The following is a 15555-nucleotide window of genomic DNA, read 5'->3' on the forward strand; positions in this document are numbered from 1 at the left end:
GTTGAAGTAGCTTTACATGTATTGGCATTGGTTACTTCTACTGTATAAGAACCGGCTGCTGTTGCAGAGTACGTTGCTGCCGTTCCAACTTGTGTGGAACCNTTNTTCCAAACATAAGAACTTCCTGCACTTGCTGTAAGTGTTACACTTCCGCCTGCGCAGAATGTTGTTGAACCACCTGCTGTAATTGCTGCAGTTGGTAACGCATTAACCGTTACTGCAATTTGTGCTCTTGCACTTTCACAACCGTTTGTTGTTTGGGATACAAAATAGTTTGTTGTACCAACTGCTGAAGTTGAAGGAGTCGGTGCAGATGCTAACGCAGTAGTAGTTGTATTATCTGCGTACCATTTAAGAGCTGTGCCTGTTGCAGTCAATTGTGTTGCTGCTGCATTCTGACAATAAGCAACTGTTGCCGTTACTGTTGGTGCATTTGGTGGGGTACAAGTCAATAGACCTTGTAAGATAGCTGTACCGAATAAAGACGGATCTTCCCAGGCGTCATCTGCAGCGGCATTCCAGGCAAGCTTACCATCACGTGTTCCATTATCATCATCATCGTTGATCATAAAATCAACACCTACCAATTGTCCGATTGCAGGGCTTCCTTGTAAGGTTGACCATGGAATACGTGCTTCAACTACATATCCACCTGTACGTGCAACTGCAACATATGTAATCCCCGTAGTTGACCGACCTGATGGCAAAACACCTACTGTAGTTCCATCATTCCAGCCAAATGAGTATTGTACATCATTTGCTCCATAAGCAGTGGCTTTATCATTATTAATATCAACATATACTTCAACTGCATCGTCGTCGTATACATTGGCACTTTCATTCTTTAATACATCATCTGAAACATCCGCCAATACATATAAATAGGTATCATCCCAAAGCGCTTTGAAATTACCTGACAAATCAGCGGCGTTTGTTACTGTACCCGATAATAATTTTGCAGCAGCAGCAGGTAATACACTTGCATTGTTCCAAACCGCATCAATTGTGCCATCTACAGTAATTGGAGCTCCTACTTTAAATATTTTATAATTATTGGCCACATTAATAGTCACCGAAGTTCTAGTACCTTCACACCCATTCAATGTTTGTCCAACATAATAAACGGTCTTTCCAGCTACAGTTGTAGTAGGTGTAGGTGCAGCTGCTAATGCTGTCCCCCCTGTTTCTACCGTATACCATTTTAGTGCGGTGCCTGTTGCAGTTAATTGTGTGGCAGTTGCATTTATATCGTATGATACAATTGCAGCCGGTACTGTTGGCGCAGGAGTAGTACATGCATTTACACAATCACCAAAAGGTGCCGGTGCCGGACAACAGGCTAAACTTGGCCTACCCGACATATATCCTTGCAACCATGTCATCGCAGGACGAGGATTACCATTTGAATACATGAGTCCCGAATCGGTACCGCCTGCTCCTGCTGTTCCATTTCCATTTATCCACGTTGTACCTTGTATATAACCCCATAGCGTAATACCTGCTACGTGCGGGTGTTCCCAGGCTACTGGTATCAATGCAGTATAGACAGCTGTTTGTTTTGCTTCATTCGGATTCGCCGCCTGATCAAATTCAGTGATGTGTATCGCTACGCCTGTTTTGTTCCAGATCTCATCAATACATGCTTTGAAATTTGCTGCTGTTAAATTGTCAATACCGTGACATTGCAGACCCACACCATCAATTAGATTTTTCTTTCCGTCTGTTAAGTTTGGTGCATTCTTCACCGCATTCACCATATCAATATAAGGCTGTCTGCAATTGTTCCAGTTCATTTCAACATTGTATTCGTTGATCAGTAAAACTGCATCCGGAAAATATTTACGCGCTAATTGAAATGGCCAGATCACCCAACCGTATGGATTATTTTTATCAGCTGCATTCGCCGGATCAGCCTGATATCCTGCTGTAAGTGCTGCTTTTAAATTGCCAGGCATTGCAGTATTTACAGGCTCGTTCAACACGTCAATCATTTTAAGTCCACCCATTGGCGCGTAATGCGTAGAACAGGCTTTGATGTAATTTTCTACTCCTGTCCTGATTGTAGCTGTTGATGTTGATGTATTGGAAACATATCCGGGAGTTTGTGAACCCCATACAAAATTATGATACTTGAATAAGCCGCCATTATTTTTTGCCCAGTTATAAGATACATCGGATGTTCCAAAATTATAATTACCCTGAGAGCCTTCTACAGACCCCCATTTAGAACCATTCTCCGAAGTTACCTGGTTCCAGTATGTTGTGTAATTGCCCGGCACAGAACCTGCAATGATGTTCCCGAAATATTTCCCTTTACACTTTCCAAGTACTGTGCTTGTCGTTGTTGTACCAGTTGTTACTGTTACACTCTTAGCAGTAGACGTTGTACTTGTTCCGGAATTGTCTGTTGCTACTGCGGTGATGCTATATGTGCCTGCTGCTACACTGGCCCATGTATAAGTATATGGAGATGTAGCGACGGTGCTTAATAAATTTGTTCCATTATAGAATTTCACATTTGAGATCGTACCATCTGCATCGGTTGCGGTGGCTGTTATGGTAATGCTGGCAGGAGCTGTAAAGCTTGTAGTTGTAGGAGCAGTTAAACTAACTACCGGGGCAGTACCTGTTGCAAGCGATACTGTTATACTCTTAGCAGCAGATGTTGTGCTTGTTCCTGAATTGTCTGTAGCTACTGCAGTGATGCTGTATGTACCGATGGATATATTCGTCCAGGTATACGTATAAGGAGAAGTCGAAACCGTACCTAATAAAGTCGTTCCGTTATAAAATTTAACATTTGAAATTGTACCATCTGCATCCGTCGCGGTTGCTGTAATGGTAACGATTGCGGGTGAAGTATAACTTGTAGTAGTTGGTGAAGTTAAGCTCACTACCGGAGCAGAACCCGTTGGTGCTGCTGGCAATAAGCTTAACATCATCTGTGCGTAACGCTGCCCCAGCGTACGGTAGCTTGCTGTTGTAAAATGTAAATTATCGGATTGTGCACCTAAACCGTTTGAAGAAATAACATGTGCTGTTGGAATGGTATTCGGTAAACTGTTAATGATTGTATTCATGCTTGCACAAAGCCCGTTGTGCGCGGCGTCTACAACTTGTCCTGCCAGTAGCGGAACATTGTTTGCAGTAAGTCCTAAATCTGTCAACAGGTTTGTATACACACCTTTTACTTTTGTGGGCCATGCCTGATCTCCTGTATTTGATTCACCCTGATGCAGTAGAATTCCTTTAATCACACCATCTTTCTGTGCAAGCTTTGCAAGAGCAACAAGCTTGGCATAAGGATTACCCCCATATTCATTTGCAATATTTTTAATGTATTGATCACTTGTTGCAAGTCCATTCAGATAGGCCTGATAATTCGCTTTATCAAATATTTCTATTTTACTTCCGGCAATAGATACATGTACAATTCCCACTTTTACATTAGCAGGAAGGTTCGCGATCATTTCACGACCGAAATAATCAGACGGACCAATCTTTGTATTGCATCGTGCAATGGGCGGTGTAGCCGTGCGCCAGGCATTTGCCGGTTGACCGTTACAGGCAACAGCCTGCATCACCTGAAAGCGGCTATTTACCGTTTGATCCTGTGTTTCAATCGGACCTTGTCCTTCCATATTGGATTGACCAAAACATAGGAAAATATAAAAATTAGGATCTTGTGAAAATGCCTTTGGTACAAAAGCAAAAGTCAGAAGAAGCCACAAAAAAGCTAATGTAAAAGTACGTTTCATATCTTTTTAAGATTTACAGTTCTCACTTGTAATGAACTAAAAACTGTTTTGTCTCTAGCTACGGATGGCTGAAGGGAATTGTAAACAGTAAAAAAGCTGTTTTTTATATAATATTTTTAAGATAATGGAATTATATCGCTTTGGGAAGCACTAAGCTGGTATTCTATTTCTAAAATGCTTCTACGTATTTTCCGAAGCAATTCAGGTAATTAATGCTGATAACATACCTCTGAGATAGAGCGTACATTATAATAAGTAGAATGTCTTCATTTACATAAATCGCACAATCATGAAAAATACCATCATAAAAAAATTAACCATCATTATTGAAGCTACGAATTGCATTTCAAACGATGTGATGAAAGCAATATACGATCTGGAAAAATCAATAGCTCCGAATCAAGAGTTAAAACTTTCGTTGGTGGCACTGAAAGAAAATGATTTATTAGAAGTTATAAAAAATAAACCTTCAGAATCAATTAGTCCAGAGCATTGGGATTACTGGGCTGTATAAAATAGTTGTATGCGTTTTGATGCGGATTAAATCCCACCTTTGATGTTCTTTGCGCTACAGACCACGGTGACGGAGATAGTGATCTGTAACTAAAAAACGATTTTAAATTCCTGTTCCTTTTTGTCTTAAAGGAAGTGTAATGATAAACATTGCTCCTTTGCCTTCGCTGCTGTTTGCTACAATCGTACCGCCATGCCGTTCAACAATTTTTTTGCAAAGAGATAATCCAAGACCTGTACCTTCGTATTTATCTTTTGAATTAAGACGGCTGAATGTTTCAAATATGCGTTCAGACAATTCAGATTCAAAACCAATTCCATTGTCTTCAACAGTAATGCAACAAAAGTTTGTATGGTTTTGAATTTCTGATGTCGCTACCGTTATCTTTGGAGGCACATCTGCTTTAGCAAATTTAATGGAGTTGTTAATGAGATTGTAAAAAAGCTGATAAAGCAATACCGGCGCTCCTTCCAGTGCCGGAAGATTACGATATTCAATGGTTCCTCCTGTCTTGTGTAAAGGAATTTCCAAATCGGTTTCTATATGTTTAAATACATCATTCAAATCAACCAATTCAGATTTTTGCGTACCTGCATTAATCGTGGAGTATGTCAATACACCCTCAATCATAACAGACATACGATTTGCTGCATTATTGATTTTTTCAATGAAACGTATTGCTGATTCATCCAGCTTATCATGAAGCTGCTCTTCCAATCGTCCGGCAAAGGTTTTTATTTTTCGAACCGGTTCTTTCAAATCGTGTGAAGCAACGTGTGCAAACTGCTGCAGATCTTCGTTGGAGCGCTTTAATTCTTTGGTACGTTCAGCAACAAGACTTTCTAATTTTTCTGTTATCGTCTTTTGCTCGTGAATATCGGTACACGTGCCAAACCATTTTGTAATGATTCCTTCCTTGCCTTTTATAGGAACAGCCTTACTCAAAAACCAACGGTATTCGCCTGTCTCTGCATTCTTCAATCGGAGTTCCAGTTGATAGGAAGTACCTTTCTGCACACTGCCATACCAGTGTTCCATTACAAATGCTGCATCATCGGGATGTAAAATCGGAACCCAGCTATGATCGCCGAATTCTCTTCCTTTAAAACCGGTGTATTCATACCAGCGTTTGTTGTAGTAATCAATAAACCCATCTGCCTTACCTGTCCATATGATCTGTGGTATGAGGTCTGCCATCTGACGGAATTTTTCTTCACTCTCTTGTAATTTTTTTCGTGCTACCACCTGCTCCGTTACATCCACGGCCACCTGAATCATTCCTGTTATCCGACCTTCTTCTTTCAACGGACGATAGGATATATTGTAATAATAATCCTGCAGTTCACCCGTACGTTTATGTGAAACATATACTTCCGATTGATCGAATGGTGTTCCTTCTCTATATACTTTTTGAACCTGTTCCCATACATACTGCCCTTCCAATTCAGGCATAACGGTAAGCAAAGGTTTGCCGATGACCTCTTCTCCGCGACCCATCATTTGCAGCATAGATTTATTGATTTGTTCAACCACCAAATCATCGCCCATCAACACCATTGTAGGAGCCGGTGTTTGATCGATCATGGATTTCAGACGTGCACCGCTCCACTCAAGCTGTTTACGGGCATTCACCTGTTCTGTAACATCATTTCCGATGCTGAGAATGCCATCCACCTTACCTGCATTATTATACAAGGCTTTAACCGAAAAGCTATAATAGCCTTCTTTCGAGACACCATCTTTTATAAAGGTGATGGGAGTTTCTGAAAAATTAGCTGTACCACCATGTTCATATATATCTTTTAACAACGCGATCATCTGCTGCTCTTCCAGTTCGGGTGCAGCTTCAGCTAGGGTCTTACCGATAATATCTTTGCCTTTCCTCCAATATTGTTGTGTAAGCTCATTTGCAATTTCAATAATCAGATCCGGTCCTCGAAACAAGGTAGCAGCTACAGGAGCCTCCTGCAGAAGGCTTCGGAAACGGGCTTCACTTTTCTGAAGTTTTTCCTGTGCATGCTTTAACTCCGTGATGTCACGGGTTGTTCCTGCAACAACTTCCACTTCACCTTTTTCATTCAGTACAGGTACAAGAATATAATCGTATACCCGACTGCCCAATTCAGCATGCGGAAAAGATACGGTTCCACGAATCGATTTTTTTGTTGCCGTTACTTCATCAATTTCGCGTTCGTGCATCTGTGCGTGCCACTCTTCATAACCGTTCTCACGTAAGCCACGGCCAATGGCTTCTTCTGCAGACTTCCCCCACATAGTCAGCAAGGCTTTGTTTGCATACGTAAAACGGTAATCCAAACTAAATACATATACCAGATCCGGTGTGTTATTTGTAATGGAATCATATAGACGTTCCTGCTTCTCTGCATGATCCAGTGCTTCCTTCAAAGCTGCTTCTGCTACCTTGCGTTTGGTTATATCTTCCACGGTCACTACTACCAACTCCGATTGTTTTACCGCAGTAAAACAGAACCAATGGTTTATGCCCTCAATTACATACAAGCGTTCAAAGTTCGTCTTGATGCCTGTTTCAGCTACAGCGATAAATTTTTCCAGGATATCGTTTTCCTTTGCCATCGGGAAAACATCGGTATAGCGTTTGCCTTTGTAACCTTTATTTTCGATCCAGTTAAGAATGTATTTATTGAAAAGCAGAATTGAAAAATCTTCTACCTTGCCTGCACCATTATATATAGGCTGCATAGCCGCAATGCCATTTGCAGCAGAATCAAAAACAACCTGAAAAAGATCTTTATTTTCTGTTAACTCCATTGGTATATTTTAAACCTGAACAATACACTAGTATCGGTTGATTTACTCTTATATAATTATAATAAATAACATAGAACAGGAAATTACAACCTGTTCCAAAACCTATTGAAAGTTTCCGTGTGCAAATTATTCAGATGAATAAGAAATTAATAAGAAGATACAAAAAAATATGCAATTCACATGAAAAATTTGTGGCATTGAAGTACTGAAAAAATAATCAGAATGAAGTTCCTGACGTTTAGATTATCCTCTTAGTCTTTCATGTAGTATGACCAAAAAATTTCTGGCACCAGACTCCGCTTCGTAAAGTCTGGTGCCAGAAACATTAATGTACAATAACAATTTTAATTGTTTTCTGACTTGTTCCGTTATCAATAGACATGTAATAGGTACCTGCTATATACGCTGAAGTGTTCAAGTGATAGTCTGACCCTCCTTCTACTTTTCTGTTCAGAACTTCGACACTTTGCATATTGTACATTTTTAAATTATATGTACCTGCATCAGGAATATAAATTGTAAGTGCATCATTAGCAGGCACAGGGTACAGCATTATATCTGATAAATTACTGCGTTGAGAAACACTCGTTGTCACCGGAGGATTACTTCCGCAATCGGTGAAGATCCAACCTGTATTGTTTGCAACATTTGCTCCGTTAGCTCCGGCATAAAATGTTGCCCCGCCTACTGCATGAATATCTTTTAAATATAAATACTCTGCACACACTATGCCTGAAGCTTTAGAAATGTCTACCGATGTTCCTACAGATTTAGATAATATCTCTATCGGAAAACCTGGCTGACCTATTGCGTTAAAAACAGACCGAACCGTTTGCGTGCTGCCGGCTGCAAATATGTAGGTTCTGCCTGGTGTTAATGAAAGCGTGTCATAAGAACATGAATTTGTAATTTCTGCACCACCCTCTGCAAGAAAGTACGTGAATGAATGCTGGCCTCTGCTTACAATAAACCGTGCCGCATTATTTCTGCAGATTACACGGCCAAATGACAAACCATCGCTCGTTTCGGAAAATGAAACACTGGGACTATAATTAATACCTGCAGGATAGAAAACCGGGTCTTGATTCAAAAATTCTATCTCTGATTTAGTTGCCAATAACACGAGGTAAGGTGCCATGCCAAAAAAACCGCCTTTAGCAATACTCATTTTACTATTTCTTATATCTAATGTAGCATTGCCAATAACATTATAAGAAGTTCCTAAATTTACGGAATAGCCATTTGTTATAAATGTTCCTTGTATGTGTTTAATTCCTCCTCCAACTTTCAGATTATCTAAAAGTTTCCACGAGCCTGTGCCATCAAACGTTACACTACCGATTGTTTTTGCAGCGGTTTTAATTGTTTCCGGAGTTGAACTACGGAAAGTAATGCTCATGCTTACTGTTACAGAACTACTTAAAATTAATGAACCGTAACAATTAGCGTCGTATGAAGTAAGATTACAAACCTGAATTATTCCTGACCAATCCATATTATGAAACTCAGACGCCACAGTTGACTTAACCATCTTTCCACTATTTAATCCGGATGATTGCGTAAAATAAACATTGTCAAATCTATTTGGTTCGCATTCTCCTCCTGTACCTCCATCGCTCAGCGACCAATGGCTTGGATCTTTCCAATCACCTGCCCCTCCGATCCAATATAAATTACGCGGCTTTGAAGGAAGCAAGGTCCAACCTGTGATAGCTGTTAATGCAACACTATTGCTTGCAGAAAAAGTTGCTCCTCCTGAAGCATCAACATCCGAAAGCATGAGATTCGTACACAAAACAGAGCCTGACGATTTAATAATTTTCGTTTTGTAATAGGAGGATCCCGTAATGCTTATATAATTACCACAGGTACCTTTAGCAATGAAGTCTTTATTAATCGTATACGTAGCATTCGTAAGCGTGTATTTGTGTCCGGCAGAAAAAATTAAACTATCAAAAGATTGATTTCCTTCTAAGGAACCATCAAGAGCAAAATATAATTTTCTGGTATTCGTTGCACTGATTGAAACGTTTAAACCCAGAGCATTTATATTGTAAAAATTATATAGAGATGCATTCAGTGTCTGACTGCTTGTTGTATTATTTATAATGATTGTAGAAGTTCCACATTGAAAACCTATTCCTGCCGTCATGTACCATACAGCTCCTGTTAATTTGACAGTAGAATTTTGTAAGACAATCTTTATAGAATTGACCTTATCGGGCATTGCAGAAAATGTAGCCGTAGTAATTTGTTGATTGTTGCTTATTAGAGAACCATTATAAAAACCAATATCACCAACACTAAATGCATCTACTAACGTCCACTCTCCACCTATTCCATCCAGGATTACTTGTCCGGGAATAAGCACTCCTGCAGTTTTAATCGTATTGCCAGTTGACTGAGAATTAAAAATCAATTGACCAGTTGTAACACTAAACTGTAATTTGGCCGAAAGAGTCAGTGAACCACTTATATATAATTTGTTTCTATTATTGTCTAATGTTACATTATTCGTAATGGCTGACCAATCCATGTTTTTACATTGTGCCTTATACAAATCCAGTTTAACAATTGCATTTGTTGCTAGTCCCGAATTTTGATCAAAGAAAACATTGTCTGCATAGGTTGGTACGCATCCTGAAATAACAGCACCTCCGGAAGTAAGCGACCAATGATTTTGGTCACTCCAATTTCCTCCACCACCAACCCAATATAAATTCTTAGAAGTTGGCAAGGCAATATTCCATCCTGTTACATTGCCCAGGTTATAAGAGTTCGCTGCATCAAAAGATGCTGTACCACTTGTAGCAGCATTCTCTAAATACACATACTCAACATTTACAGCACCTGTATTTTTTTTAAGTGTATAAACAGCACTTCTGTTTGCACTTCTGTCTGCCTGAATAAATATGGGCTTTGAACACGTACCCATTGCAATCAAACTGCCGGAGTCGGGGATCTTGATATCACCCGTAATCGTATAAACATTTCCCTCTGTGAATAATAATTTCTGAAATGTTGAATTGCCTTTGATATTAGCACTTGCTTTAAAATTCATTTCTTTAACTGTGCACTCTTTACAATCAAAATCTAACATTCCTTGTCCGGAGTTAATGATGTTATAATTGTACGTTATACTTGTGAAGCTTAAGTTACCAACGCCAAGAAAATTTATAGTGCTTTGGGATGGATCAAATACAAGGCTGGAATTTAAAATTGACCAGGCTTCGGTTAGCCCAGAAAATGAATACGAACCGGGTTCCACGTTTATAGTACTGCTGCCTATATCAAAATTAGAAGCTGCTGTTCCTTCAGCAAAGTACCCTCCAATGTTCATTGTGAAATCATTGGTATGAATGGTTCCTGCATTATGAAATACTTCGTGCTTCGCAGAAAATGTATCATTCAATGTCCATTCCCCGTTTATCCCATTAAACTGAATTTGAATTGCTTTTAATTCCTGCCCCATGCAGCTTATAGTATTACCTGAAGTAGTTGCTTCAAAATAAATATTCGTATCAAAATAAAATTGCATAGTGCTTGTCAATTTTAACGAACCAAATATTTTTAAGGTATTATTTAAAAACGTAGACTTGAATTGTGTATAATCTCTTACCCCTGTCCAATCCATATTGCGGCAATACACAATGGTCTGGTCAACTGAAACAGTATAACTGAACGATGACGTTGTTGAATTCTGATCGAAAAAAACATCATCAAGATTGGTTGGCACTTGCGAATGAAAGGTTGTACCTCCGGAAGTAGTTGCCCAGTGATTTGCATAATCAGACCATTTTCCTTCTCCGCCAACCCAATAATAATTTAATGCATAGCTTTGAATAGACAGAACTATGAAAAAACAGATACTAAATATTCTTTTCATGAAAAATATTTTTTATTAAAAATTCAATTAAAAACGTGAAGTTGAATTTACTTATTTAATCATTTACCTCATATACATTTTAAAAGAATTACGGATTATTCATAAAGTTGTTCTTTATACTGCGAAAAAACAATTTCTTGTCTACAGTTAAATTCAACCTTGTGTATTGGATCCGCTATTCTTATCACCAATAGAAAAAAGATGCGGGCTTTGTAGCTTCACTCAGCGTTTCATTGCTTACTTCGTTCCGCTCATTTTGGTATCCCTACTACATTCATACAGGGCTGTCGGCCCTTGGCACAAATGCAGATTGAGTCGTGGTTTAATGAGAGTAATGATTGCCAACAGCAGAGAAAATTCAATTATGTATTACAAACCTGCTGCTGCATATCTCAGTAATTGAATGGGGAATGGATATGTCCAACCAATGTAATAAGTATCTGCTGTATAATAAGCAGGATATAAAAAGCTTGCGAGCATCGCTATCACAACCAACTTACGGATATATGCTGTAAGTTCTACTTCCTTTATTAAAGCAACTGCTAAAAATAATGCCGGAAGCAGATATGCCATGCTTCTTGTAATGTCCATTACAGACAATGCAATTAATAACAGTAAAGAAATACCGCCTGTAAAGAAAAAAACCAATGTGTATTTTTTCTTTTTAAATCCGATCCATAACGCAGCAATTACTAACAACCAATTTCCTTCCAAAGCAGACCATATACCCATTGGCATATTATTGACCTGATTCATTAAAAGACTTAATCCTACACCACCTGCATTTGTTGAAAAGCCAAAGAACGTTGTCAATATATATCTGGTTGCGAAATAAGCAATCCATGCGCTCATCACAGCAACTGTATGTGTGTAAAACAACCGGTTTCCGGCTGAATTATTGTAATACATCCAATATAAAAATACAAGAGAAGAAGCTATCAGCGCTCTTTCATCTGTCCACGATGCCAGAAAAACAGAAATAAAAATAAGAAGTGGATTTTTGAAATACATACTTGTCACTAAAAAAAATAATGCCAATCCATCAAAGATCCCTCTTATTTCAGTAAAAGATACACGGCCCGCATAGATGAATGCCAACGATAATGTTAACAACACGGTTGTTACTTTATCTTGTGTAATGCGTTCAAATAGTCGAATTGAAAAATAAAATAATAAGGTTCCGAATAGAGCTTGAACAATAAGGATACCTATAATTTCAAGATGAAATACATACGCAATGAATGGCATTGTAATACGGAACGATAATTTACTTTCATGCATATTAGGATCATATTCATGATATAAAAAAGGGTCTTGAACTTGCGTCAATATTGCCTTCCAAGAACCTGCAAATTCGCCTTTTAATCCTTCATAAGATGGAAATGCCAATAAAAAAACAATGAATGGCAGTGAAAGTGTAAGTATAAGAATCCAGTTTTTCTTCTGTGTAAATAATTCACACTTTGTAATAATGGTGTTGTAGGAATTTATTAATATATGTTCAATCATAACATCAATAATAAAAGTTTTACGATTTTAATTTTTAATCAACGAACGAAGATATATAAAAGAACGGACTTTTATTTTCTAAATAGCAGTATACGCAGCATAATAGTTACTATTTCCTTTCAGGCCAACTGCTGCCGTCACAAGAGAGCACAGGCTAAAATATCAGCTTTTAAGGTATAAGGATTTAAAAGAGGAAGCCAGAGCGTGTTAAAATTAACACGCTCCGGCTTCCTCTTTATCTAATAAATAGCACTTGTTTATTGCGCAGTGATTTTGCGAATTGTTTGACCGTTATATTCTGCTATATATAAATTTCCATTTATATCAAAAGCAATTCCAGCAGGAGCTATAAACAGAGCACTCGTACTAACTCCATTTGTAGTGCCAGGAATACCTGAACCAGCAAAAGTAGAAACGACACCTGCTGAAGTAATTTTGCGAATTGTATTATTTGTTTGATCTGCTACATAGAGATTCCCACCGGCATCTATTGAGATTCCAAAAAGAGAACCGAATTTAGCAGCAGTTCCTGTGGCATTAGCATATCCTTGTATCGAACCTGCTATTGTTGATACTACTCCCAAAGAGGTAACCATACGGATCTTATAATTATATTGGTCAGTCACATAAATATTGCCATGAGCATCTAAAACCAATGCAACAGGATTTTGAAATTGAGCGCCTGTTCCAGTACCATCCATATAACCTCCAGACGATCCCGCAAGAGTGGAGACTGATCCTGAGGAAGTAACTATACGAATTCTGTTATTCCCTTGATCGGCTACAAATACATTTCCTGAAGCATCTACTGCAACACCCGTAGGTGCATTAAACTGTGCCAGTGAACCCATTCCATCAGCTGTTCCGCTTGTACCAGCTTGACCAGCCAAGGTCGATACAGCACCGCCAGAAGTGATTTTCCGTATCAACTGATTCCCCTGATCAGCTACATATACATTTCCATCCTTATCTACAGCCACACCGGTTGGAAAATTAAACTGTGCAGCAATTCCAGTTGCATCAGCATATCCAGCTGTACCCGACCCTGCGAAGGTTGTAACTTCACCTGTAGAAAAAATTTTTCTGATGACATGATTTAATCGATCAGCTATGTATATATTTCCGTCTCCATCAACAGCTATTCCTGATGGATGATTGAACTCTGCACTTTGTCCGGTTCCATTAATAAAACCTGCTGTACTGCTACCAGCCAAGGTCGTTACCATATATGTAGACGTAGATGTTTTTGATGGTGTCGGATCTGAACTGTTTTTACAACTCATTATACATGCACTGAAGCTGAAAATTAAGATTATTAAAAAACGGTACTTCATAGAGATATTTTTAAAAGTGTATACTATTAATACGTAAGAATAAAATAGTATTCTGTAGTTAAACTGTAGAGGAGTGTTGATTAGTAAACTATGTGAAAAATAGAATGAAGGTCGAACAAATACGGTGAGTTATAAATAGACAATATTCCTGAAGTTTAAATCAAAAATTAAATAGTTGTAAAATAGATCAGAAAGAAAACTGTACAATCTTAATGGTTTTATCTTCTAGTATATAAGGTGGCAAATCGTTACGATCTAACACAGCTATTTTATAACCTTTTGATTTTACTTTTTCGATCTGTTCTTTCGAAGGAACAAAGCTGTAAGCAATAAAATCTGTGTAGAACATAACATGTACATACCCAAACGGACGAATGCTTGTATTAAAAATTACAGTATTTTTTTCTGCAATATTCTTTTTAATGAATTGAATAAATTTCATTTCCTTTAAACTCAGATCTCTTTGATGATTATCTTTTGGATATTTTATTGTATGATTTTTCTCTATTTTAGAAAAATCCAGAACAAAAAATGCTGTTGTTAAAATCAATATGCATTGAATACTATAAACAATTTTCTTATCTGAAATTTTAGTTTCTATCCAGTCAATACCAGCTATAATTAATGCTCCCAAGCCTAAGAAAATAATTGGTGAAACGATAACAGGAAATGCGATCATTTTAGTTTTTGCAATTGAATAAAATATATACACTATGATCACAACCGTGCTCAATGCTATTTTATATCTTTTTTCTTTAACCTGAACAATCAATAAAATAAACCCTGCCAAATAAAAAAAGGGTGTAATAAAACCAGCTCCATAGATTTTTTCAAAGCCTTCTGTAAAGTAAAAAAAGGTAGACTCAGTATGACCTTCAAGAGCTTCAAAAAAATGTTTCCCGTTATATAACAATTCGTACTGAGCCTCTTTAGGGAAGCTCAGGAAAATATATATTTGCCAGGGTAAAAATATACATGCACTTATGCTGAAAGCTATTATTAATGGTATATAAGAGTTGATTTTCCATCGTTGTTCTTTTGAAAAGAATATAACAATTGCCCAGACCACATATATCAATAATCCCATGAGCCATTTTACCAACACAGCACATCCGGAAAATATTGCTATGCAAATCAGCCATCTCATGTTTTTTGATTTTTGATATTCAAACCAGGACCAGATACTTCCTGTAATAAAAAAAAGAAATGCTGCATCATTGTGATCCGTTGAATACCTACCTGCTGACAATTCTAACGGAAAGTAAGCTATTGCAAAAAAAAGTGCTCCAACATAACCTACCCTTTCATTTATACATATTGATCCTATTCTATAAATAAACAAAGGAATGATAGCATGCATAATAACACTTGGCATACGCACTGCTAATGCTGTATTGCCTAAATATTTTATACTAAAAGAAATGAGCCATAAAAATAGTGGCTGCTTGTGCAACCACGTATGATTGGCAGTCCAATTTTTAAAATCATATTCCAGAATTGGAAATTTATAAAGCGTTGGTTCAAATGGTTGATCGACCATATTTTTTGCAACAAGTGCATGAAATTGTTCATCCCATATAATTAAAAAGGGGTCAAGCATTGCAACAAAAAGCCCTACCAGAAAGGTACAGATAACTAGAAAAAAAAGACTCACACTTCTTCTGCCTGGAAATAATAATACTGATGCCAGCAAAAGGATTATACTTATGATTAATAATATAATCTGTTGCTCAGTAAAGAATGATAACATTATGTTGAAGAATT

7 protein-coding genes are annotated in these 15555 nt (G+C 37.8%); 1 reads left to right on the forward strand and 6 read right to left on the reverse strand.

What is annotated here, in order from left to right; genetic code table 11:
* The coding region (locus A3EE_RS21610) for a sugar-binding protein (RefSeq protein WP_083921244.1) at window positions 1-3758 on the reverse strand (3758 nt) is incomplete at its 3' end.
* A gap of 289 nt (window positions 3759-4047) precedes the next feature.
* Between A3EE_RS21610 and A3EE_RS0105400 the strand changes: the two genes are divergently transcribed.
* Window positions 4048-4272 (forward strand): hypothetical protein, encoded by a 225-nt coding sequence (locus A3EE_RS0105400; RefSeq protein WP_018342418.1) that lies wholly within the window; start codon window positions 4048-4050, stop codon window positions 4270-4272.
* A 102-nt stretch (window positions 4273-4374) separates the two neighbouring features.
* On the opposite strand, the gene A3EE_RS0105405 is transcribed toward A3EE_RS0105400, so the two are convergent.
* The 5 genes from A3EE_RS0105405 to A3EE_RS0105425 form a co-directional block, all read right to left on the reverse strand.
* Window positions 4375-7062 carry a PAS domain-containing protein gene (locus tag A3EE_RS0105405; protein WP_018342419.1) on the reverse strand — a complete coding sequence of 896 codons (2688 nt, stop codon included), beginning with the start codon at window positions 7060-7062 and terminating at the stop codon, window positions 4375-4377.
* A 325-nt stretch (window positions 7063-7387) separates the two neighbouring features.
* Entirely contained in the window at window positions 7388-10948 is a 3561-nt protein-coding gene (locus A3EE_RS0105410; RefSeq protein WP_018342420.1) for a T9SS type A sorting domain-containing protein, read from the reverse strand.
* Window positions 10949-11317: 369 nt separating this feature from the next.
* The gene (locus tag A3EE_RS0105415; RefSeq protein WP_018342421.1) at window positions 11318-12457 is read right to left on the reverse strand and encodes a hypothetical protein; all 1140 of its coding nucleotides are present in this window, start codon (window positions 12455-12457) and stop codon (window positions 11318-11320) included.
* Window positions 12458-12714: 257 nt separating this feature from the next.
* Window positions 12715-13791 carry an NHL repeat-containing protein gene (locus tag A3EE_RS0105420; protein WP_033417607.1) on the reverse strand — a complete coding sequence of 359 codons (1077 nt, stop codon included), beginning with the start codon at window positions 13789-13791 and terminating at the stop codon, window positions 12715-12717.
* 187 nt (window positions 13792-13978) lie between these two features.
* On the reverse strand, window positions 13979-15484 hold the full coding sequence (locus tag A3EE_RS0105425) for an ArnT family glycosyltransferase (RefSeq protein ID WP_157446898.1): 1506 nt from the start codon (window positions 15482-15484) through the stop codon (window positions 13979-13981).
* Window positions 15485-15555: the final 71 nt, after the last annotated feature.

The sequence above is a fragment of the Cytophaga aurantiaca DSM 3654 genome (assembly GCF_000379725.1).
GTDB classification, from domain to species: domain Bacteria; phylum Bacteroidota; class Bacteroidia; order Cytophagales; family Cytophagaceae; genus Cytophaga; species Cytophaga aurantiaca.

Bases quoted from the DNA above. Each gene is read 5' to 3' on its own strand.
- A3EE_RS0105410 (WP_018342420.1), bottom strand. From the start codon at position 10,948: ATGAAAAGAATATTTAGTATCTGTTTTTTCATAGTTCTGTCTATTCAA.
- A3EE_RS0105405 (WP_018342419.1), bottom strand. From the start codon at position 7,062: ATGGAGTTAACAGAAAATAAAGATCTTTTTCAGGTTGTTTTTGATTCT.
- A3EE_RS0105400 (WP_018342418.1), top strand. From the start codon at position 4,048: ATGAAAAATACCATCATAAAAAAATTAACCATCATTATTGAAGCTACG.
- A3EE_RS0105420 (WP_033417607.1), bottom strand. From the start codon at position 13,791: ATGAAGTACCGTTTTTTAATAATCTTAATTTTCAGCTTCAGTGCATGT.
- A3EE_RS0105415 (WP_018342421.1), bottom strand. From the start codon at position 12,457: ATGATTGAACATATATTAATAAATTCCTACAACACCATTATTACAAAG.